This is a genomic window from Microcoleus sp. A003_D6 (genome assembly GCF_036702825.1).
In the GTDB taxonomy this organism is placed as follows: Bacteria; Cyanobacteriota; Cyanobacteriia; order Cyanobacteriales; family Microcoleaceae; genus Microcoleus.
In genome coordinates this window covers 1-20,896 of record NZ_JAUBWA010000126.1, presented here as the reverse complement: position 1 = coordinate 20,896, position 20,896 = coordinate 1, and the positions used below count along the sequence as shown (strand labels likewise).

The window sequence follows — 20,896 nt, the reverse complement described above, 5'->3', positions numbered from 1 at the left end:
AGGGAAATATACCACCCATCCGCTTCTCGAATAACCGTTCCCGTCTTAACCTTGAAACCTTGTGGTATTGAACGATGAAACACCATCGGCACTTGACCTATTTTTGCCAGGTCAATACAAATTCTATTTTGCTCATCCTTAACAATATCGAGATTATCTAGTTGAGCGTAAGTAAAAGATTTGTAGTAGTGGGAGCCTTTGAATTTGGGCTTGCCCCTGCGATTGCCGTTTTTGTCCGGTGTTGTAAAATTCGAGAAAGAAGTTTCGACTCGATTAACTACATCCTGCAAAACCTGAGAATCCAAGCTTTTGTATTCAGGGAGTATTTTCTTAGTGTTTTTTAAGTCAGCTAGCTGTATGGTTTGCCATTGAACGTAACCGCATTCAATGTTTGAGAAAACATCACCCTTCTTGGTTATAGGATTACCAGATTCATCCTTTTTCCTGCCATCCCTAGTTTGCGTTCTCGTTAAGGGAATATTTTGATAGATTTCCTCAACAGGGACTATAGATGCAGTCAAAGGGCAAGCATTGATCGGTGTTCTCGTAGACTCCCACCATCTAAATCTTTCGCCCAGTCGATAATTGTACTGTCTGCGACAGAGTTCTAGATGTTTTTTGATGGTTACTAACTGAGCTTTTGTGGGTTTGAGGCGGTAGCTTGTAGTTGATTGCATCGGAAACTTCCTTTTTTCGACCTTATTATAGTATAGTTAAACTGTGCCAAAAACACAATACTAATTCAAATATAATTGTCGGTCTACGTCCCTCCGACCGACGCTTCTGGACATCCCTACTGTGATTTATTCGGGGTACAACGAGAGCGCTCAGATTTATCCCCTCTAAATACACAGAGGGACTTCCCGGCTGGTAGTTAAGTGTTTTCAGTTGCGTAAATATGCCGTGAATTTGCAAACAGAGCCGTTGTCTATTAGTGATTCTAATTATGCTATTCACCAGCGCTGGATGACTAGGGCTGTGGAATTAGCACGATCGGCCGGCGCGGAGGGCGAAGTGCCAGTGGGTGCTGCAATTGTTGACGGTAGTGGCAAATTGATTGCCGAAGCCCAAAATCGGCGAGAGCGAGACTGCGATCCGACTGCTCACGCTGAAATCTTGGCTCTGCGGGCGGCAGGCCAAGTTTTGCAAGACTGGCATCTCCACCAATGCACGCTCTACGTGACGCTGGAACCTTGCCCGATGTGTGCTGGTGCGATCGTACAAGCTCGGATCGGTCTGCTGGTATACGGAGCGGATGACCCGAAAACTGGCACGATTCGGACTGCGGCTAATATTCCAGATAGTGCTCATTCTTGTCACCGCTTGGAGGTGCTCGGCGGTATTATGGAGTCTGTTTGCCGCAAGCAGTTGCTTTCTTGGTTTGAAGCACGCAGGAAAAGTTAACAGGTAAAAGTTTTGACTCTTGGAGGCGATGTTTAGTCGAACTTGGCTATTTAACTGAAATAATAGGTAATTGCCCGATCGAGCTCTGTTGGCGGTTGACGGCTCTGCGTTGGTGCTGTGCGGTTGGCTGAGGTTTTACCAGTTACAGATTATCTATTGCGGGTGCGATCGCTCGATCGGCACAATGCCAATAGCAAAAGTGTCCCGTTCAAACAACTAAAGATGTGTCAAACAACATACTTTAGACTTGAGCTCTCGATAAAGCCGCTTAATTGCTATGCGCCACACCGCCACGATCGCCGTTGAGTCCAGTAAATCATCTCTAGTGAAGCCAATGCCTGCCAAGGTAGCATTTAATACCTCTCGCGTTTCTCCTTGGTTAACCTCCTTGCTCTATCCGCTAGGTCACTATATTGTCCTACCGTTTCATTTTGGCAAGATTGAGATAACCGGACAGGAGCACTTGCCGAAAGACGGGCCTGTCATCTTAGCCCCTACGCACCGTTCCCGGTGGGATGCCCTAATGATGCCTTATTCAACCGGACAGATGGTCACTGGACGCGATTTGCGGTTTATGGTAACTGCTGATGAGGTCAAAGGACTGCAAGGTTGGTTCATCAGACATTTGGGAGGGTTTGCTGTGGATATCAAGCATCCAGCAATTAGCAGTCTCCGTTACGGTGTGGAATTGCTTCTAGACAAGCAGATGTTGGTGATTTTTCCCGAAGGTGGCATTTTTCAGGATGGCGAAGTTCACCCGATTAAGCCTGGATTGGCTCGTTTGGCAATTCAAGCAGAGTTGAGCAAACCGGGTTTGGGGGTGAAAATTGTACCGATGAGTATCCGCTATCGCCCGCGCATTCCTCGATGGGGTTCTCAGGTAAAAATTGCGATCGGTGCTCCGATTTCCGTGGCGGATTATACCAATGGTGGCGGCGGCAAAAAAGAAGCTAGATTGTTGACGGCCGAGCTCGAAATGGCTCTTAAAAATCTTGATGAAAGTTGTTAGTTGTTATAGCCTTTCTCAGGTAAATTAGGTGCTCGCGAGGGCATCGGGCATCGGGCGTTCCTTTTCAAAGAAAGGAATTGCGAATTGGGATCGATCGTACTTCACATCAAAAGAAAACCGCTATAGTTGTTAGTTATCAAGTGATATAATATTTGTAACGACTGTTGAATGCAGTGGTAAAGTTTTGCTGTGCAATGTCAGAATCAATGGGTTTTGCTTTGAACTTTAAGCCTGGTCAAATTGTCAGTTTAGAATGTGGAGATGCGTGCCTGCATTCAGAGGTGATCCAAGTGGTTGAGGCACGTCAAGTTTGTTGGGTGCGCCCTTTGATGTTAGTTGTATTAGTGTCGGGGAAGGATTTATCTGAGCAATGGTCGGAAGGATACACTTTATCCGATTTGCGAGATGGTGCTGATTTGCTTTGGCCGCTGAGTTTGTTTCGGCCGGCTTTAGATACTGAGGTAATTTCACTGTTGACTGAGTTGCACTCTCTGGATGCTGAGAAAAAGGATGGTGTTATTGCTTCTCGGCAACTTAGGGATTTTGTCGATCGAGTTTGGGAAGCTTTTCCCACAGCTTTTAATTAGTCACATATTTGGCGTTTTGTCTATTAGTCCGCCAGGGGTTGAAAACCCCTGGCGGACTAGCTAAATTCCTCTTACATAGGACTGATACCCTCTTGATTCTTCAGTCCGCGCAGGCGGACTTCGTTTGTCTAGAAGCGATTTCAATCGCCCAATTTTCTTTTCGCTTTTCGCCAACTCTTATACTAAAATACAGCGTGTGAAAGTTCTGCGGGATTGAGATTGTTGTGAATAACTTGACCGTCGCGGAACCAGACAACGCGGCGAGTTTGGCGCGCTACTTCCGGTTCGTGCGTTACCATCACAACCGTCATGCCGCTTTCATTGAATTCTGTAAAAATATCCATTACTTCTTGAGTAGTTTTAGTATCCAATGCACCAGTCGGTTCATCTGCAAGCAACAACACGGGACGGTTGACAATAGCCCGGGCGATCGCAACTCGCTGCTGCTGTCCTCCTGATAGTTGATTCGGTCTGTTTTGCAGGCGACTTTCCAGGCCTACTTTTGTTAAAGCATCTACTGCCCGTTCGCGTCTTTCCGCAGCGGAAACACCCGCATATACCATCGGTAACATCACATTTTCTAATGCTGTTAACTGAGGCAACAGGTGAAATTGTTGGAATACAAACCCCAATTTTAAGTTGCGAATTCCGGCTAATTCTCCTTCGGGCATTTGGGCGACATCTACGCCGTCTAAGTAGTAACTGCCGCTCGTCGGTCGATCGAGACAACCGATAATATTCATAGCTGTAGATTTGCCCGATCCCGATGCGCCCATAATCGCACAATATTCTCCTTGTCTTACCGTCAAGCTGACGCCGTTTAAGGCGCGAACTTCCAGGTCGCCAATTCCGTAAACTTTTGTTACATCTTCCAGACCGACAATGACTGGTTTTGAGAGGAGTTGCGGGTCGAGGTCTTGGTAAGTATCGGTTTGTAGTTCAGGCATTTTTTTTCGGTGCGATCGACACAACTAACTACTAAGCTAACACTTCCCATCAGTAGACCTCTTGCAAAAATAACTAGGACGGGCTCTCCGGCCCATCCCACAAAAAACATTTTTCCTTGTGGAACGGGCCGGAGAGCCCGTTCCAAAATTTGATTAAAAGGACTTTTGCAAGAGGTCTAGTGTTCGCGATCGGGGTGACGGCTGTTTCGACGCTAATGAACAGAATCTCTATCTTCAAGTCATAGTGAATACTTTGACCCGACGTGGAGGTACTGTCGGAGTGGAAAAAAATCTACCAACTCAAGTAGAGGCGATCGCATGGAATATTCAAAGATAACGATCTCTAAGTCTAACAACAAGCCAGTGATTAGTTCATCTGTTTTTATTTTGGTACAATAGACCTCTTGCAAAAATAACTAGGACGGGCTCTCCGGCCCATCCCACAAAATTTTTTTTCTTGTGGAATGGGCCGGAGAGCCCGTTCCAGAATTTGATTAAAAGGATTTTTGCAAGAGGTACAATAGCTCGGACAGTTTTTAGTTCGCAGTCTGAAACCCTCGATTGTCCGTTGGTAGCTCGATTGCCGAATCGCCTTGAACCTTTATTCTACGGCTGCTAATTAAAAACAGTCCGAACTATTGTTGGTAATCACCTGTTAAAAGAATCAGATTTAACGATCGCCCGCAACCAACTTTTATGAGTTTGAGGGTCTTCTTCACCACCTTGACAGGGCTTGCGTGGAATAGCAACAATAGGCTAAAGTTGTCTCCGATCGCCAAACCGACTACAAACCAATGACTACTTCTACGCCCAAAAACCCAACCGAAATTTCCAATACAGTCTCATCGAGTCCACAAATATTATCTTTCCTGAAAATTGTTGAGTATTTATCTCTAGCTGCTTTTGTGGGTGCAGGCATCCTTACCAGAGTTTTTCTAGACAATCAACTTATCGTTATTTCTGTAGCTGTTTTTCTCTCTAGTTTTATTTTTCTTTTCCTGACCAATAGACAATTAGCTAACAACTCTCGGAATAGTGCCAATCAGTTAGAGATCCGAAGAAAAGCTGAACTATATAATTATCTCTTAGACCCGAATAATCTTTCGGATAACAATCCGATCACCCCGGTGAGAGAAAAGGCTTTACGATATTCCCAGGAGTTGATTGACGACTATAAAAACACTAGAGAGACTTCGAGAAATATTTACTATACTTTCCAATTGGCAACCGTTGTTTTATCGGGAGTCACACCAATTTTAGTATTGGTAGACAAATTGGAACCAGGTCAATCGTTGCTCAAGTGGCTGCCGGTAATTTGTCCCGCTGTCGCCTCCATAGTCGCCAGTATAGTTACCTCCTTTCCTTTTCAGGAAAATTGGATTTCTGCTAACACGACTGTGGAATTGTTAGAAGCGGAACAGGAGAAATTTGTATTAGGAGTGAGTCCAGCTTATCGTTGCTATGATGTAGCCGACGAAGCCCAACATCAACAAATGACAAAAATGGCAATAGAAAACTTTATCAATCAGGTGAATGAGATTCATCTCAAGCAAATCCAAAAACCAGATGATACAGCGTCAAAGGAGCAGAATACAGAGCCAGCTCAATCTACCGAGTCCAAGCAGGAGCAGAGTTAACGAAGCTGACAGTACCAGTAAGCAGGTAGGGTTGAGTTGCGCCACCTGCTTCCTCAAGTAGCTCTGTATGCAGTTCTCAAAATGTAGTTATCAAAAGTGCTCCTCAAAGGCAAAATTTTTGAGCTATAATTAAGAAAAGTTAAGCGTAAACTTGGGAAGTTGGAGCTTGTTGGTAACACAATTATGACATACGATTACGACTTGTTTGTGATAGGTGCAGGTTCCGGCGGATTGGCGAGTTCCAAGCGTGCGGCATCCTACGGGGCAAAAGTGGCGATCGCCGAAAATGATTTAGTAGGCGGAACCTGCGTAATTCGCGGCTGTGTTCCCAAAAAACTGATGGTTTACGCCTCAACATTTTCGCACCTTTATGAAGATGCGGTGGGCTACGGTTGGAGTCCAGTAGAAAGCAGCTTCGACTGGGAAAAACTCGTCACCACGGTAGACACAGAAGTGCGCCGACTCAGCAAACTGCACATCAGCTTTCTCGAAAAAGCCGGAGTAGAATTAATTTCAGGATACGCCAAATTTATTGACCCCCACACCGTCGAAGTTGGTGACAGAAAAATCACCGCTGCCAAAATCTTAATCGCTGTCGGCGGAGAAGCCCATCGCATTGACATTCCCGGTATCGAACACGCGATTACTTCCCGCGAAATATTCTTGCTAAAAGAGCAGCCGAAACGGTTGGCAATTTGGGGCGGCGGCTACATCGGCGTCGAATTTGCCTGCATCATGAACGGGTTGGGAAGTCAAGTAACTCAAATCATCCGGCGCGATCGAATTCTGCACTACTTCGACGAAGAAATTCGCGCTAACGTGCAAGAAGGAATGGTTAAGCACGGGATCAATTTTGTGACAGAAAGCTCGATCGCACAAATTGAGAAAACCCCAGAAGGTTTAAAATTAACTTTGTCGGGAGAATCCGCAGAAACTTTGACAGTAGACGCGGTTTTGTGCGCTACCGGGCGCTGGCCCAATTTAGAAAAATTGGGCTTAGAAAATGCGGGAGTAGAAACCGATAAAGGTGCGATCGCAGTTACCAAAGACAGCCGCACCAGCCAGCCGCACATTTTTGCTGTCGGAGATTGCACCAACCGCATCAATTTAACGCCAATTGCGATCGCCGAAGGACGCGCTTTTGCCGATACTGAATTTGGCAACAATCCGAGAGCAATCAGTCACGAAAATGTTGCGTCAGCAGTATTTTCCCAGCCGGAAGCAGCTACAGTTGGCTTAACAGAAGAGGAGGCTAAAGCCAAGTTTCCCGAATCAATTAAGTGCTATACAGCCAAGTTTAAACCGATGTTTCATTCTTTGACAGGTGCAGATGAGAAGACTTTTGTCAAGTTAGTTGTTGAGACTAATACTGACAGAGTTTTGGGCGTGCACATGGTGGGGAAAGACGCGGGCGAGATTATTCAAGGAATGGCGATCGCTGTTAATATGGGAGCTACGAAGAAAGACTTCGACGCGACTATTGGCATTCACCCATCGACTGCTGAAGAGTTTGTTACTTTGCGGTAAACACGGCGAAGCCGCCAGGGACTTAAGTCCCTGGCTAATAGCTAAAGTCGGTTCAAACCGACTCAAGACTACAATTTTCAATCAGCTTTTTAGGGCGGGCTAGAAGCCCAACCCCTACTCCCCACAAGAAAATTTAATTGTTGTGGAACAGGCAAGATGCCTGTTAATTGTTGTGGAACAGGCATCTTGCCTGTTAATTGTTGTGGAACACGCATCTTGGCTGTAGCTGACATTGGCGCAGTTTTCCACCCCAAGCGGATTCATGCTCAAAATAATATTTTAAATTATTTGAACCTTTTTCCAAATCGTCCTGTCTAAACACTTCAGATAACGAACTGGTGGAGGAGACTTCACAGGTGTTAGGTGTGTCAGCCAATGTTTTAACCGATGACTGTTCCGACTCGGACTTAGTTGCTGAGTGTCTAAAGGGCGATCGCACTTGCTTTCGCTACCTTTACAAACGCTACCAACACAAAGTCAGGTCAACCCTTTATCAACTCTGCGGCCCGTCACTGCTTGACGATTTAGCACAAGAAGTATTCCTGCGAGTCTGGAAAGGATTGCCCAAACTCAAGTACCAGGAAAACTTTTCTACTTGGCTTTATCGAATCACTTGGAATGTGGCTTCCGACCAAAGACAAGCATTTGCTAAACAGCATTCTTTTGACTCCCAGCTCAAAAATCAAGAAGTAATGGATGGGATTATTCTCAAAGATAACACATCCGACTTGATGCAGTTGCACTATCAAGATTTAGTGCAGCGGGGACTGGAGCAATTGAGCTTTGAACACCGCAGCGTTTTGGTGCTGCACGACTTAGAAGACATCCCGCAAAAAGAAGTAGCCCAAATTTTGGGACTACCAGCAGGTACTGTCAAATCTCGCGTGTTTTATGCCAGAAATGCTGTGCGGCAATTTTTGCAAAAAGAAGGTGTCAGCGAGCTATGAATAACCCAAGCAGCGACCAAAAATTAGTTAATTTCTTGAAGCAACATCGCCCAAACCTTCCAGAAGCTGCTCCCGATTTTGAGCAAAAACTTTTAGCAGCAATAGATAGGAATGAGGCGGGTGCGAAAAAGCTAAATTATCTAGGAGAGTCGCAATGTACCCGGTCTAGCAAAATATCGCGAACGATCGGTTTTCGCAAGTGGGCTGTGTCGTCTGCGATCGCTGCTAGCCTGCTAGTTTTTTGGTCTGGATACCGTGCGTTTGAGACTGCACAATTGCCAGACAATGAAACAGCTAAGTTAGAAGCATTTTTAGTCACTAACTGGGAGGGTGTACTGCATGATTCTAGCGAAGAAAGTATGACTGAACGCCCGCAAACAGACTTGTTGAATTTCCCAGTTTCACCTGATAGCGAACCGCCAACAAATCACTAATCTCAAAGAGGTATTTTTTATGTCAATTCGTCGCATTTCTTCCCTAGCCGTTTTAATGCTGACTCTCGGCAGCACAGCCGCAGCAATAGCAGTTCCCAATCCCCTAGAACCGGAAACAATTGCCCAAAATCAGCGTCCCAATCGACCCGCTGGTAAGGAAGGTGGGATGTTCGAGAAACTGAATTTAAGTGCCGACCAAAAACAGAAAATGCAGGCAGTTCGCGATCGCTACAAAGACCAAGTTTCCCAGCGGATGCAAGCAGTTCGCCAAGCCAGACAAGAATTGGAAACGATGATGTCCGGTACGTCAAATGCCAGCGAAATGCGCGAAAAACACCGTCAAATAATCGGCTTGAGGCAGCAGTTGGAAGAAGTGCAATTTGAAAGTACACTCGCAATGCGAGAAGTGCTCACGCCCGAACAGCGCAGCCAATTAGCTCAACTGATGCAGCAGCGCCGAGAAACTGCTAGAAACAGGATGCAAAACGGTCAAAAACCTCAGTAATTGACGAGTAGTTTTGAGTGAATCGCAGGGTGTGCAATATGCACTCTGCGATTTTCATTGTCAGCAGGTAGACATCAATAAACACCTGCATCGAGAAACCCAACTTTTCTCCAATCTATGCGATGGCTTTGTCTCTTGGGAAAAGCAGTCTAAAAACGCAGCAATTTATACCATTTCTCTAAAATCGTGCAACAAACTTCGACCCCCCCTAGCCCCCCCGCTGCATTGCGGGGGGAAAAAGAATACTGTTGCATTCTTTTGTAAAATTGGTATTAAATACGTGCCAGTGCTTGATTTCTTCGGACTATCAGTAGACCTCTTGCAAAAATAACTAGGACGGGCTCTCCGGCCCATCCCACAAATTTTTTTTTTCTTGTGGAATGGGCCGGAGAGCCCGTTCCATAATTTGATTAAAAGGATTTTTGCAAGAGGTCTAGTATATAAGTTCATCTACTTAATGTTTTATTTTTTATTTAATAACTCATATTAAGTTAAAATAATGAGTTTAGAAGTCTCATAAATTTTTTTGGATGAATCTACAGAACGACTCAAGTTATATTTATTTACACGGATTTGCTTCAAGTCCCGATTCAGCTAAGGCTAAATATTTCCGAGATCGCTTTTCTTACCTAGGAATTGACCTAAAAACTCCCGATCTCAATCAAAACGATTTTTCTGGTCTCACTCTCACCCGCCAATTAAACCAAATAGAAACAGAATTTTTGCCAACCAAATCCTCACAATCTCCGACAGAAAATGTAAAAAATATAGGGGGAGTCACCATAATTGGGTCTAGTTTTGGGGGACTGACAGCGGCTTGGTTGGCCCAGCGACAATTGTCAGTAAAGCAAATAGTTTTGTTAGCACCGGCTTTTGAATTTATCTCCCACTGGCTGCCGCTGTTGGGACAGCAACAGTTAGAAAAGTGGCAGTCTGAGAAATATTTGCCCGTTTACCACTACGGCGAACAGCGTTATCTGCCGCTGAATTATCAGTTTTTGGCAGATATGGCTCAATACCCTGAACACAAATTAATGCGGTCAGTCCCTACGTTAATTCTTCACGGCAAGCATGATACAATAATACCGATTCAAGCTAGCAGAAATTTTGCCGCTAACCGTCCCTGGGTGCAATTAATCGAATTAGAAGACGATCATGCTTTGGGAAATGTCCTAGCCCAAATTTGGGAAGCGATTCAAAAGTTTTGCCAATTAAAGTAAAATTGGATGAACTTGCAAGTTTTAACAATCAAATGATTGAAAAAGATAAATCGACTCGCACCTTAGCCGTTGACATTGGCGGAAGCGGCATCAAAGTTATGGTTTTGGACGGTGAAGGCCAACCCCAAACGGAACGCAGCCGTTTAGAAACGCCTCAACCCCCGAAACCGGAACCCGTACTAGAGGCGATCGCCTCTTTAGCCAGCGGACAAGGAGAATTTGACCGAGTATCCGTCGGTTTCCCAGGCGTCGTGCGTCTAGGCGTCATAAAAACCGCAGTGAATTTAGATCCGTCTTGGATAGATTTTGACCTCGAAACTACCCTCAAAGATCGCTTGGGAAAACCTGTGCGAGTGGCCAACGATGCCGATATTCAAGGATTGGGAGCAATTGCTGGGACGGGGGTAGAATTAGTAATTACCCTCGGCACAGGTTTCGGTTCTGCCTTATTTGTCGATGGTATCTTGGTGCCAAATCTAGAATTAGGACATCACCCGTTTCGCAAAGGGGAAACCTACGAACAGCAATTAGGGCGATCGGCATTAGATACAGTCGGTTCCAAAAGATGGAATCGCCGCCTGGAAAAAGCCGTCACCTCTCTGCAAAATCTCTTTAACTGCGATCGCCTTTACATCGGTGGCGGCAATACTAAAAAGATTGTTTTTGATTTACCGCCGCAGGTTAAAATAGTACCGAATGTCAGCGGTTTGTTGGGCGGGATCGCTTTGTGGCGCGATTGAATAAACTTTGCGGTCAAAGTAACCATTAATTATCAAACAAACCGGGTTTTTTGGCCGGATTAAAGGCAATAATGCAGTACGTTCGTAGAAAACCCGGTTTTTGAATCCAGGACAGTTGAGTGGGTTTTTGGCTGGTGCGATAGCCATTTTAAAAATTATTCGCCCATCGGATCGCGGTAGCGTTTGGGTTCATCCTTGCGAAACAAATTCGCCAAACCGAGGATGCCCAACAAACCCAAAGCACCCCAATGATTGTTGTCGTTTTTGCTTTCTTGAAAGGGAGTTCTGTCTAGAATAACTCGATTAGAATCCGTATTGTTCTGTGCCGGAGCTGACTCCGTTTGAGCTGAGGCAGGCATAGCCGAAGGGAGAACAGCCAAACTCAAAGCTATCAGCGTAGCGGCGGTATTTTTAGATATATCGGAAGGTTTGACTTTCATAAAAAAAAGTTCGGTAAGTGGGAAACGAGCGAGACTTTAGTCTTGAGAGGAAAACGACGCGGCGATTTCAATCGCCTTGAATCCCCTTTCGGGGTTGGAGAGGTCGGGTTGCCTCTCCGGTGAGGTATGGCTGCCTCAATCTCCCTTTCGGGGTAATGTTCGCTTTGCCAATGTTATAAAGGCTTGTTCGGCTTACAGCACTGTTTCAGGGACTTTAAAACTGTTTAACTGTAAACAACAGAGCGGAAAACTAGCGTCGCATTCACCGGTGTTATGACCTAAATAACGTAGTCAGCTAAGACTTAGGCGGGTCAGTACAGCTTGCTTGATCTCTCTTACAAGCTCAGTGGCTTTAGCCCTGAGTTACTGACACTCGGTCTCCAAATATCAGCAGTTACTTTATCAAAATAATCAATTTGCCCCAGCCGACGCATCAATCGATCGACAGAAACTAAATCCCCCCTCTCCTCTTGCTTTCGAGATAGAAGAAGCTCTATGCTAAGTTCAGATACTTGTAAGCAGATTATCTAAAATAAAAAGTCGTAAATTATACCATGCTTCCCTTTATCAGAAAAGATTTAGCCGAACTTAGCGCATACACTCCCCATCCGGGCGGCGCGTCAGGAGAACCAGCGCACTCGGAAAGTGCGATCGATCGCCTCGATACCAACGAATGCCCCTACGACTTGCCCGAGGAATTAAAAAAAAAGCTAGCTTGGACTTACCAGCAGTTAATTGAGACAAATCGCTATCCCGACGGAGGCCACGCAGCACTGAAAGAGGCGATCGCCCAATACATCAACGAATCGATTCCTGTCCCCCCCCTTAACAAGGGGGGGCTAGGGGGGGTTAAACTGCCAAAAACCGCCATTACAGCCGACAATATTTCTGTAGGCAACGGTTCCGACGAACTAATTCGATCGCTCTTAATAGCTACTTGTTTAGGCGGGCAAGGCTCTATTTTGGTAGCGAATCCCACCTTTTCGATGTATGGAATAATCGCCCAAACTCTCGGAATTCCCGTTGTGAGTGTTCAGCGGAAAGAGGAGACTTTTGAAATCGATATCGAGGAGGCTAAAAGGGCGATAGACCAAAATCAAAATCCCCCCGTGCGCGCCGTCTTTGTCGTTCATCCCAATTCTCCCACAGCCAATGCTTTGACAGCAGATGAAATAGAATGGCTAGAAAATTTGCCGTCAGAAATATTAGTAGTAATTGACGAAGCTTATTTTGAATTCAGCCAAAATACTTTAGCAGACCAATTGCACCAACATCCTAATTGGATAATTTTACGCACATTTTCCAAAGCATTTCGACTAGCATCAATGAGAGTCGGATATGCGATCGCCCATCCCGAGCTCGCAGCCGCCTTAGAAAAAATCCGTCTCCCCTACAACCTTCCCAGTTTCTCGCAAACTGCCGCCGAGTTAGCCTTAGCGCAGCGGCAGTTATTGCTAGCAACCATTCCCGAAACTCTATCAGAAAGACCGAAATTAATTGCAGCGCTAACTCAGCATCAAAAATTGCAAGTTTGGCCGAGTGCGGCTAACTTCGTTTACCTGCGGGTGAAAGCTGGCGATCGTAATTTAGCAGAAACTCAACACAAACAAATCATGCAGCAGCTAAAAGAGCGAGGTACTTTAATTCGGCATACTGGGGGAGGTTTGCGAATTACGGTGGGCAGTCCCGAGGAAAATCAGCGAACAGTCGATCGAATCGCAGCGGTTTTAGATTAAAATTAATATCCACCTTTGCTCAATACAATGCTAATAATGAACTCTGTAGAACTATTCAGCGGAGCAGGAGGCTTAGCAATAGGCGTATCAAAAGCAGGCTTTTGTCACAAAGCAGTTATCGAGCTGGACAAAAATGCCTGCGAGACAATTCGAGAAAATCAGCGGCGGGGTATAAAAGCGATTTCAAACTGGTCTGTTTTTGAGACAGATATCGCTAAATTCGATTTTACATCCCTAGAACTCAAAGAGGGGGTAGACCTCCTAACTGGAGGGCCGCCGTGTCAGCCTTTTTCTGTAGGAGGAAAACACTGCGGGAGTGAGGACGATCGAAATATGTTTCCGCACTTTTTTCGGGCCGTGCGAGAACTCAAACCCAAGGCATTTGTTATCGAAAATGTTAAAGGTTTATTGCGTTCCTCCTTCACTAAATATTTTGAGTATATTGTCCTACAACTCACTTATCCAGAAGTTGTACAAAGACTGGATGAGGATTGGCCCCATCACCTGTCCCGGTTAGAACAGCATCATACCGCCGGTCGCGGTGAGGGACTATCATACCGTGTAGTGTTTCGCTTACTCAACGCGGCAGACTACGGCATTCCCCAAAAGCGCGAAAGGGTTTTTATTGTAGGTTTTCGATCGGATTTAGGATTAGAGTGGTCTTTTCCTGAACCGACTTGTTCTCAGGAAGCCTTGCATTGGGAGCAATGGGTGACTGGCAATTATTGGGAGCGCAATCAAATCTCTAAAAGCGATCGTCCAGACATACCTAGCAAGCTTTCCTCGCGCATATTCAATCTTCAGTTCAACTTGTTTCCACCTGAAAAACAGCCTTGGCGCACTGTGCGGGATGCCATTTCGGACTTACCACAAGAAGGCAATAAAGAAAGCCAAAACAGCGTACTAAATCACATTTTTATACCAGGAGCTAGAAAGTATCCAGGCCATACGGGCAGCTTGTTAGATGAACCAGCTAAAACTTTAAAAGCAGGAGTTCACGGGGTCCCTGGAGGAGAAAATATGTTAGTTGATCCCACAGGACAGGTGCGTTACTTTACGCTTCGCGAAGCTGCTAGACTGCAAACTTTCCCTGACGAATACTTCTTTCCTCACAGTTGGACAGAAACTATGAAGCAGTTGGGGAATGCTGTACCAGTCGCTTTGGCAGAAGTTATTGCCTCTAGCATTAGATCGCGGCTGGAGACAGTTAGAACAGCGAGAGTGTAGTCAATGAATTTGAGATTTTAGATTTGAGAATTTACTCCATGCTCGAAGTATTTAGAGTCCCGCCAGATTTACAAGAAAACTTAATCGCTTTCTGTGGCAGGCAAAATTGTTATAATCTTCAGGAACTGGATCGTGTCAGGGAAGATTTGATCCAATATTGCGGAGCATATTTGCTGTACTACCAGGGCGACTTCTCAATGTATAACCTTATTAAACAGGCAAATTTGAGTAAGTGCTGTCTGCCAATATATGTAGGTAAAGCAGCTCCTGGCGGTCGTCGGACGGGGCGTACAACTATTGGCAACACTCTTTACGGACGCTTGTCAGAGCATAGAAAATCTATTGAAGCTGTAGACAATCTAAAAATTGAGGATTTTGCGTTCAAAGTCGCGCCGATGGAAATCGATTTAGTTTCATGGGGAGAAGCAGTGTTGATCCGTCACTTCAGCCCTGTTTGGAATAGAGAAATATCGGGATTTGGGATACATGACCCTGGAAGTGGGCGAGCAGGGCAAAAACTTTCTGTATGGGATAGATTGCACCTCGGTCGCACTTTTGCCACCAAGCTTCCTGTAGGGAATACTCCGCTCGATATGGATGCTTTGTCGGTTAGTATAACACAGCATTGTCAGCGGATGATAGAAGAGTTAGGGTGTCCTTAATTTGGCATCTGATTCGATAGTTTGCAGCCACAGGCTAGAATTGGGAAATAGATAAAATATTTTCATCCTCGATCGTTTTCTTGTCGCGCCGCGCGAATGGTTTCGGGAAATACGCCGACTAAAAGCGCCAAAGCTTCATCGGGAATTTGTGCCACTGTTTCCGAATCAAAATATTGTTCAAACTGAGTTAAAATCATTTGCGCGCGTTCCAAAGCTGCTGGCTTTGCGGTTAACTGTTCCGTTAACCGCACCCAATGCCGTCGAATTCCAAAAGCTTTCTGTCTTTCTTCGGGAGATTGAGGGCAAACCAAACAAAAATCGCCCACGGGAATTGCCTGCACAGAGTCAACATCAAAAGCACCCCCAACCACAGCCCCAGGCCCGGCAAACTCCGCGTGGAAGCGTTTAATCAAAATTAGACCGTTCCGGCGACGGCTATCTACCATCAACAGCTTGCCGCTGTTGATTTCTGCGAGAAGAAGAGAGGAGTGGGAGTGTTCTGTCAAATCTGTGCCAAGGTTTCGATGTCGCAAGTCCGGGTCAGCAGAAAAGTCGGCGCGGATAATAGAATTAGAGTTAAAATCAGAGCTGGATGAAGTATCAAATCTGTGATACTCCGGCTGCCGATCGAGATTATTGATTTAAAGTTATAAATTAATAGTGTCATAAGGTGGTAGCTTGAGCGCGATCGAATATCAAATGCAGGTAGAACAAGCAGTAGACACCCTGAAAGCGGATCTCCCGACGCTTTTTGAAAAAGACATCTCCTACGACATCTACACAAAAGATGTTTATTTTCAAGACCCTGTTAACAAATTTAAAGGAAAAATCAACTATCGCATTATCTTTTGGACTTTGCGGTTTCACGGGCAGCTATTCTTTAGCGAGATTTACTTCGACCTGCACGGCGTCAGTCAGACAGCCCCTGATACTATTGTGGCAAATTGGACTGTTCGCGGCATCCTGCGGGTTCCCTGGAAAGCTCGGATTTTTTTTAATGGCTACTCTACTTACAAACTGGATGAGGACGGTTTAATTTACCAACATATCGACACTTGGGACAGAGAACCCGGAGAGATTTTAAAGCAGTTTTTCCGCAAGGGGGAGGATGCGAACCCTGGATAAGCCAAAAAGGTCGATCGGGCCGGGCCATCGGGGCGGACAACCCAACTAACTTATAATGGTTAAAATAATCATCATCCCTCCGATTCATTTTCTGCTATTTGTAAATTGCTAAAATGATTGTCGCCTCCGATTCATTTTCTGCTATTTGCACTCCTGAAAAACATCATGGCTGATATTGTCGAGACTGCCACTAATGCCGGCTCTTTCAAAACACTCGTGACTGTGATTGAAGCTGCTGGTTTGTTAGATTTATTGCAAAGTCCGGGCCCCTACACCGTCTTAGCACCAACTGACGAGGCATTTGCCAAATTTCCTACGAACACTATTGCCTCTTGGCTGGAAGACATACCCAAGATCCAGAAAATTCTGACCTATCACATTTTGTTTGGCGAGGTACTAACTGAGAACTTGCTTGAGCTAAGTTCTGCTGAAACAGTGGAAGGTTCTGTGGTAGGAATTGATACTTCTGACGGCATTAAAATCAATGATGCTAAAGTTCTCATTTCCGATATTCTTGCTGACAATGGCGTCATTCATGTCATTGATGCGGTGCTAATACCAGCCTTGGTTGCAGCATAATAAAACTTGGGAAGAGCACCGACATTTATCGGTGCGCACCTTACGCCTCTAAATATTGGGTGCGCACCTTACCCTACATTTTCAACTAATCATCCGAACCTAAAATCAATCCCGATCGCGCCGGCAGCATCAATTCTAACTCCCGAGTTTCCCCTTCACCTTTCCACACAAACTCGCCTTTACCGAACAGCAATTTCTCGTGAGGAGATTTCAAATTAGCTGCCTCAAAACTAATATTAGCTTCTTCTGTCGCGACATTGACAGCAACAACTATTTCCTCATCCCCCAAAATTCGGGCAAAAACGTAAACCGTTCCCTCAGCAAACAGAATTTGGTACGATCCAGTGCGGAGGGCAGCGTATTTGTGCCGCAAAGCTATCAACTGCTTGTGATAATCTAAAACATCTAGTTCCCAGTGAGCTTCTAAGGGAAAACCGCGGCGAGAATCGGGATCGAGAGCACCGGGTAAACCAACTTCATCGCCGTAGTAAATACTGGGAGCTCCGGGAAAAGTTAACAGCAGCAAATTAGCGAGTTCGACGCTAGCTTTATCGCCTCCAGCAATTGAGATCAACCGGGCTGTATCGTGACTCGCTAACAAATTGAGTTGAGTTAGCTGTATCGGCCACGGGTACAGTTCCAAAACGTGCTGAATTTTGTCGCCGTACTCTTTAGCAAAAAGCGCCGGATAGGGATAGTAAGAACGGCCTTCTAGTTGAGCTAAATCAACCCTGTCGCCCGCTGCAAAAGCAATTGTCGGCGCAGCAAAAAGATAATTCATCACCCCGTCAAATTGATTACCGTCGAGCCATTCTCTCGCATCTTCCCAAACTTCCCCGACAATGTAAGCTTCGGGATTAACTGCTTTAACTCGTTCTCGAAATTCTTGCCAAAATCCCGGGCTTTTAATTTCAAAAGGAACGTCCAGCCGCCAGCCGTCGATGCCGAATTTAATCCAGTATTCGGCGATTTCCATGATGTATTCCCGCACTTCTGGATTGTCGTGATTGAATTGAGGAAGTGCTCGATTCCCGTCCCAACCGACATAATTAGCAGGAAAATTGCCGTCGTAGGCGGATAGCGGCCAGCCTTCAATTTTAAACCAATCCAACCAAGGAGAATTGGGGCCGTTTTCGAGGATGTCGTGGAAGAAGAAAAAGCCGCGGCTGGCGTGGTTGAATACGCCGTCGAGGACGATTTTGATGTTGCGATCGTGCGCGGCGTCTAGAAGCTCTTTAAAAGCCGGATTGCCGCCCAACATCGGATCGACTTGATAGTAGTCGTGGGTGTGGTAGCGGTGATTGCAGGCCGACTGAAATATGGGGGTGAAGTAAATTGCGTTAATGCCTAAGTCTTGCAAGTAATCTAGCTGTTCCATCACGCCCCACAAGTCGCCGCCTTTGTAGCCTTGGAGGGTGGGAATTTCGTGCCATTCTTCCCACATGAAGTTTTGCAGCAGGCGTTTACGGGGCTGTTTGCTTTTGGCGAAGCGATCGGGGAATATTTGGTAGAATACGGCGTGTTTAACCCAGTCGGGCGTTTGAATTTGCATACACTTTTCCTAGCTTTTCTGGCTTAGGCTACAGTAGCAGAGGTTACTAGCGGATCTAGCTTTTGGTAGAGAATAGACATTTATCCCATTTTGCCGATCGACAAATTGTAAAATATTACACAAATTTGCAGTCAATCTAAGATTGAAAACTGACTCTACCTCTTGCAAAAATCCTTTTAATCAAATTCTGGAACGGGCAAGATGCCCATTCCACAAGAAAAAAAAATTTGTGGGATGCGCCGGAGAGCCCGTCCTAGTTATTTTTGCAAGAGGTCTACTCTACCTAGAAATTTATCCTCCCGACGGGCGACGCTTGCTGACTGCTGTGGAGTTGGACAAACTCGCACAACAGGAACGCCAGGAAAAAGAACGGGATCGAACCCAAGCCCAAAGCGCGCTTTGTGCGTGACACGGCGCGATCGCCGGGCCTGGAACAACAACAACAGCGCGATCGAGCCTGGATGGAGAAATTGCGAGAACGGGGAATTAACCCAAAAAACTTGTAATTAACAGCCAAAACCCCGAACCTTATTCTTTCCTTAAACTGCCCTTATTTATTAGACCTCTTGCAAAAGTCCTTTTAATCAAATTTTGGGACGGGCTAGAAGCCCATCCCACAAGAAAAAAGATTTTTGTGGAACGGGCCGGAGAGCCCGTGCCAGCTATTTTTGCAAGAGGTCTATTGATGGGTATTTTAACTTACAATTCAAAAATTTTTCACATATCTATTATTTATTGATGAGTATTTTAACTCACAACTCAAAACTCATAACTCCAGTCCGGGACGCACTCCAACTCTCATAAACCGGGTTTTTTAACTCTTATTCAGGGTTTGAAGAAGTATTTGGATTAAACAACCGGGTTGCTGCGTAAGCGACTCAACTCATAACTCATAACTCAAAACTTCCTTGCTCCCCCCCCTTGTCAAGAAGCCCTCACCATCCGACACTGTACTTAAAGAGTTAATCGACCCTAGGGAGAAAGTTCCTTGAAAAAAGTCTTAGCCATCATCCTCGGTGGCGGTGTAGGCACCCGCCTTTACCCCCTAACCAAACTGCGAGCCAAACCCGCAGTTCCCCTCGCAGGCAAATATCGCCTCATCGATATTCCTGTCAGCAACTGCATCAACTCGGAAATAGTCAAAATCTACGTCCTCACCCAATTCAACTCGGCATCCCTCAACCGCCACATCGCTCGCACCTACCAGTTTTCTGGCTTCACCGAGGGATTTGTCGAGGTGCTCGCCGCCCAGCAAACTCAGGAAAACCCCAACTGGTTTCAAGGGACAGCCGACGCAGTTCGCCAATATCTCTCGCTGCTAGAACAGTGGGACGTTGACGAATACTTGATTCTTTCGGGCGATCACCTTTACCGCATGGACTACCAGAAGTTTGTGCAGAGACACCGCGAAACCAACGCCGACATCACCCTCTCGGTTTTGCCAATGGACGAGAAGCGGGCCTCGGATTTTGGTTTGATGAAAATCGACGACAACGGCCGCATTGTTTCTTTCAGCGAAAAGCCAAAAGGCGATGCGCTCAAACAAATGCAGGTGGATACTACTAAACTGGGACTGACCGCGCAGCAAGCTCAGGAAAGTCCTTACATTGCTTCGATGGGGATTTACGTCTTCAAAAAAGAAGTTCTGATTAAACTCTTGAAAGAATCTCCAAACCAAACTGATTTTGGTAAAGAGATTATTCCGGCTTCTGCAAAAGACCACAACGTTCAAGCTTATTTGTTTGACGATTATTGGGAAGATATCGGAACCATTGAGGCTTTTTACGATGCTAACATGGCTCTGACAAAACAGCCTCAGCCGCCTTTCAGTTTCTACGATGAAAAGGCGCCGATTTACACTCGCCCGCGTTTCTTGCCGCCGACTAAGCTTTTAGATACTCACGTGACTGAATCGATTATTGCTGAAGGCTGCATTCTCAAACAGTGCCGGATCGACCATTCTGTGTTGGGAGTTCGATCGCGCATTGAAGCTGGATGTACGATTCAAGACACCCTGGTCATGGGTGCTGACTTCTACGAACCCGACGCCGAACGGCATTCGAGTTTGGACAGCGGCGGCGTCGCCCTCGGTATCGGTGCAGATACTACAATTCGCCGCGCGATTGTGGATAAAAATGCCCGCATCGGTCGCAATGTTCAAATAATTAATAAAGACCGGGTGGAAGAAGCCAACAGAGAAAACCAAGGTTTTTACATCCGCAGCGGCATTGTCGTAGTCCTGAAAAACGCCACAATTCCTGATGGAACTATCATTTAGTTATTAGTCATTAGTCATTAGTTGTCAGTCATTAGTTTTTTAAGTTAAAATCTGTTACCTCCTAGCAAGTGACTGATGATAAATAAGTAAATTAGTGACAGATCGCCAATGACCGATGACTGATGACTGATAAGGAAATTCACTATTTTTTTTGTTCATTATTAATTTCCACGGCTGATGCGAGGTTGTCGAAATACTTGGCTTTATTCAAAGGATCGCGCATTTATAAGGGATAGTCTCTGTTAGGGTAGGGTCTGCGGTGAGGCTCTCCTGAACTTGTGGTGATAATTTTATCTAATCAGAAAAACAAGCTAATACGCGATTTCTGAAATTATGAAAA

The 20,896-nt window shown here is 45.5% G+C and carries 23 protein-coding genes; 18 read left to right on the top strand and 5 right to left on the bottom strand.

Annotation, left to right across the window (positions count from 1 at the left end; genetic code table 11):
* On the bottom strand, positions 1-677 hold a 677-nt coding region (locus tag QUB70_RS26375), incomplete at its 3' end, for an RNA-guided endonuclease InsQ/TnpB family protein (protein ID WP_332984439.1).
* A 226-nt stretch (positions 678-903) separates the two neighbouring features.
* Here QUB70_RS26375 and tadA point away from each other — a divergent pair.
* The 4 genes from tadA (at position 904) to QUB70_RS26355 (ending at position 3,000) form a co-directional block, all read left to right on the top strand.
* Positions 904-1,404: a tRNA adenosine(34) deaminase TadA gene (gene tadA / locus QUB70_RS26370; protein WP_442927833.1), complete on the top strand. Its 501-nt coding sequence runs from the start codon at positions 904-906 to the stop codon at positions 1,402-1,404.
* 70 nt (positions 1,405-1,474) lie between these two features.
* A complete protein-coding gene (locus QUB70_RS26365) occupies positions 1,475-1,624 on the top strand; it encodes a hypothetical protein (RefSeq protein WP_332984438.1) in 150 nt (49 codons plus the stop codon).
* A gap of 57 nt (positions 1,625-1,681) precedes the next feature.
* Positions 1,682-2,413 carry a lysophospholipid acyltransferase family protein gene (locus tag QUB70_RS26360; RefSeq protein ID WP_332984437.1) on the top strand — a complete coding sequence of 244 codons (732 nt, stop codon included), beginning with the start codon at positions 1,682-1,684 and terminating at the stop codon, positions 2,411-2,413.
* 194 nt (positions 2,414-2,607) lie between these two features.
* Positions 2,608-3,000 carry a hypothetical protein gene (locus QUB70_RS26355; RefSeq protein WP_332984436.1) on the top strand — a complete coding sequence of 131 codons (393 nt, stop codon included), beginning with the start codon at positions 2,608-2,610 and terminating at the stop codon, positions 2,998-3,000.
* A gap of 182 nt (positions 3,001-3,182) precedes the next feature.
* Here the strand turns inward: QUB70_RS26355 and QUB70_RS26350 are convergent, their stop codons facing one another.
* Entirely contained in the window at positions 3,183-3,947 is a 765-nt protein-coding gene (locus QUB70_RS26350; RefSeq protein ID WP_332984435.1) for an ABC transporter ATP-binding protein, read from the bottom strand.
* Between the two features lie 794 nt (positions 3,948-4,741).
* Between QUB70_RS26350 and QUB70_RS26345 the strand changes: the two genes are divergently transcribed.
* The 7 genes from QUB70_RS26345 (at position 4,742) to QUB70_RS26315 (ending at position 10,957) form a co-directional block, all read left to right on the top strand.
* Positions 4,742-5,584, top strand: a complete 843-nt coding sequence (locus QUB70_RS26345) for a DUF4231 domain-containing protein (RefSeq protein WP_332984434.1) — start codon at positions 4,742-4,744, stop codon at positions 5,582-5,584.
* A 183-nt stretch (positions 5,585-5,767) separates the two neighbouring features.
* Entirely contained in the window at positions 5,768-7,111 is a 1,344-nt protein-coding gene (gene gor, locus QUB70_RS26340) for a glutathione-disulfide reductase (protein WP_332984433.1), read from the top strand.
* A gap of 356 nt (positions 7,112-7,467) precedes the next feature.
* Positions 7,468-8,058, top strand: a complete 591-nt coding sequence (locus QUB70_RS26335; RefSeq protein ID WP_332984441.1) for a sigma-70 family RNA polymerase sigma factor — start codon at positions 7,468-7,470, stop codon at positions 8,056-8,058.
* Positions 8,055-8,492 (top strand): hypothetical protein, encoded by a 438-nt coding sequence (locus tag QUB70_RS26330; protein ID WP_332984432.1) that lies wholly within the window; start codon positions 8,055-8,057, stop codon positions 8,490-8,492. The genes QUB70_RS26335 and QUB70_RS26330 overlap by 4 nt, the downstream gene beginning before the upstream one ends.
* A gap of 19 nt (positions 8,493-8,511) precedes the next feature.
* Positions 8,512-8,997: a Spy/CpxP family protein refolding chaperone gene (locus QUB70_RS26325; RefSeq protein ID WP_332984431.1), complete on the top strand. Its 486-nt coding sequence runs from the start codon at positions 8,512-8,514 to the stop codon at positions 8,995-8,997.
* 530 nt (positions 8,998-9,527) lie between these two features.
* On the top strand, positions 9,528-10,217 hold the full coding sequence (locus tag QUB70_RS26320; protein WP_332984430.1) for a YqiA/YcfP family alpha/beta fold hydrolase: 690 nt from the start codon (positions 9,528-9,530) through the stop codon (positions 10,215-10,217).
* Between the two features lie 32 nt (positions 10,218-10,249).
* A complete protein-coding gene (locus QUB70_RS26315; RefSeq protein WP_332984429.1) occupies positions 10,250-10,957 on the top strand; it encodes an ROK family protein in 708 nt (235 codons plus the stop codon).
* Between the two features lie 155 nt (positions 10,958-11,112).
* On the opposite strand, the gene QUB70_RS26310 is transcribed toward QUB70_RS26315, so the two are convergent.
* Entirely contained in the window at positions 11,113-11,397 is a 285-nt protein-coding gene (locus QUB70_RS26310; RefSeq protein WP_332984428.1) for a WGxxGxxG family protein, read from the bottom strand.
* Positions 11,398-11,951: 554 nt separating this feature from the next.
* Here QUB70_RS26310 and QUB70_RS26305 point away from each other — a divergent pair.
* Genes QUB70_RS26305 through QUB70_RS26295 form a run of 3 tightly spaced genes read left to right on the top strand, consistent with a single transcriptional unit; the run spans position 11,952 to position 15,022 of the window.
* Positions 11,952-13,133: a histidinol-phosphate transaminase gene (locus QUB70_RS26305; protein WP_332984427.1), complete on the top strand. Its 1,182-nt coding sequence runs from the start codon at positions 11,952-11,954 to the stop codon at positions 13,131-13,133.
* A gap of 36 nt (positions 13,134-13,169) precedes the next feature.
* Positions 13,170-14,360, top strand: a complete 1,191-nt coding sequence (locus QUB70_RS26300; RefSeq protein ID WP_332984426.1) for a DNA cytosine methyltransferase — start codon at positions 13,170-13,172, stop codon at positions 14,358-14,360.
* Positions 14,361-14,398: 38 nt separating this feature from the next.
* On the top strand, positions 14,399-15,022 hold the full coding sequence (locus QUB70_RS26295) for an Eco29kI family restriction endonuclease (protein WP_332984425.1): 624 nt from the start codon (positions 14,399-14,401) through the stop codon (positions 15,020-15,022).
* A gap of 62 nt (positions 15,023-15,084) precedes the next feature.
* Here QUB70_RS26295 and QUB70_RS26290 read toward each other — a convergent pair whose 3' ends face one another.
* Complete coding sequence (locus tag QUB70_RS26290) at positions 15,085-15,528, bottom strand: hypothetical protein (protein ID WP_332984424.1); 444 nt, start codon at positions 15,526-15,528, stop codon at positions 15,085-15,087.
* A 193-nt stretch (positions 15,529-15,721) separates the two neighbouring features.
* Between QUB70_RS26290 and QUB70_RS26285 the strand changes: the two genes are divergently transcribed.
* Positions 15,722-16,147 (top strand): DUF2358 domain-containing protein, encoded by a 426-nt coding sequence (locus tag QUB70_RS26285; RefSeq protein WP_332984440.1) that lies wholly within the window; start codon positions 15,722-15,724, stop codon positions 16,145-16,147.
* Between the two features lie 165 nt (positions 16,148-16,312).
* Positions 16,313-16,726 carry a fasciclin domain-containing protein gene (locus QUB70_RS26280; RefSeq protein WP_332984423.1) on the top strand — a complete coding sequence of 138 codons (414 nt, stop codon included), beginning with the start codon at positions 16,313-16,315 and terminating at the stop codon, positions 16,724-16,726.
* Positions 16,727-16,811: 85 nt separating this feature from the next.
* Here the strand turns inward: QUB70_RS26280 and QUB70_RS26275 are convergent, their stop codons facing one another.
* Positions 16,812-18,278, bottom strand: coding sequence for a glycoside hydrolase family 13 protein (locus tag QUB70_RS26275; protein ID WP_332984422.1), 1,467 nt, complete (start codon positions 18,276-18,278; stop codon positions 16,812-16,814).
* Between the two features lie 142 nt (positions 18,279-18,420).
* On the opposite strand from QUB70_RS26275, the gene QUB70_RS26270 reads away from it, so the two are divergent.
* Entirely contained in the window at positions 18,421-18,687 is a 267-nt protein-coding gene (locus QUB70_RS26270; RefSeq protein WP_332984421.1) for a hypothetical protein, read from the top strand.
* A 579-nt stretch (positions 18,688-19,266) separates the two neighbouring features.
* Complete coding sequence (locus tag QUB70_RS26265) at positions 19,267-20,556, top strand: glucose-1-phosphate adenylyltransferase (protein ID WP_332984420.1); 1,290 nt, start codon at positions 19,267-19,269, stop codon at positions 20,554-20,556.
* Positions 20,557-20,896: the final 340 nt, after the last annotated feature.

What these genes read in the sequence shown, in the direction of transcription:
- QUB70_RS26360 (WP_332984437.1), top strand. Translation starts at nt 1,682, where the DNA reads ATGCGCCACACCGCCACGATCGCCGTTGAGTCCAGTAAATCATCTCTA.
- QUB70_RS26355 (WP_332984436.1), top strand. Translation starts at nt 2,608, where the DNA reads ATGTCAGAATCAATGGGTTTTGCTTTGAACTTTAAGCCTGGTCAAATT.
- QUB70_RS26350 (WP_332984435.1), bottom strand. Translation starts at nt 3,947, where the DNA reads ATGCCTGAACTACAAACCGATACTTACCAAGACCTCGACCCGCAACTC.
- QUB70_RS26345 (WP_332984434.1), top strand. Translation starts at nt 4,742, where the DNA reads ATGACTACTTCTACGCCCAAAAACCCAACCGAAATTTCCAATACAGTC.
- gor (WP_332984433.1), top strand. Translation starts at nt 5,768, where the DNA reads ATGACATACGATTACGACTTGTTTGTGATAGGTGCAGGTTCCGGCGGA.
- QUB70_RS26330 (WP_332984432.1), top strand. Translation starts at nt 8,055, where the DNA reads ATGAATAACCCAAGCAGCGACCAAAAATTAGTTAATTTCTTGAAGCAA.
- QUB70_RS26325 (WP_332984431.1), top strand. Translation starts at nt 8,512, where the DNA reads ATGTCAATTCGTCGCATTTCTTCCCTAGCCGTTTTAATGCTGACTCTC.
- QUB70_RS26320 (WP_332984430.1), top strand. Translation starts at nt 9,528, where the DNA reads ATGAATCTACAGAACGACTCAAGTTATATTTATTTACACGGATTTGCT.
- QUB70_RS26315 (WP_332984429.1), top strand. Translation starts at nt 10,250, where the DNA reads ATGATTGAAAAAGATAAATCGACTCGCACCTTAGCCGTTGACATTGGC.
- QUB70_RS26310 (WP_332984428.1), bottom strand. Translation starts at nt 11,397, where the DNA reads ATGAAAGTCAAACCTTCCGATATATCTAAAAATACCGCCGCTACGCTG.
- QUB70_RS26305 (WP_332984427.1), top strand. Translation starts at nt 11,952, where the DNA reads ATGCTTCCCTTTATCAGAAAAGATTTAGCCGAACTTAGCGCATACACT.
- QUB70_RS26300 (WP_332984426.1), top strand. Translation starts at nt 13,170, where the DNA reads ATGAACTCTGTAGAACTATTCAGCGGAGCAGGAGGCTTAGCAATAGGC.
- QUB70_RS26295 (WP_332984425.1), top strand. Translation starts at nt 14,399, where the DNA reads ATGCTCGAAGTATTTAGAGTCCCGCCAGATTTACAAGAAAACTTAATC.
- QUB70_RS26285 (WP_332984440.1), top strand. Translation starts at nt 15,722, where the DNA reads ATGCAGGTAGAACAAGCAGTAGACACCCTGAAAGCGGATCTCCCGACG.
- QUB70_RS26280 (WP_332984423.1), top strand. Translation starts at nt 16,313, where the DNA reads ATGGCTGATATTGTCGAGACTGCCACTAATGCCGGCTCTTTCAAAACA.
- QUB70_RS26275 (WP_332984422.1), bottom strand. Translation starts at nt 18,278, where the DNA reads ATGCAAATTCAAACGCCCGACTGGGTTAAACACGCCGTATTCTACCAA.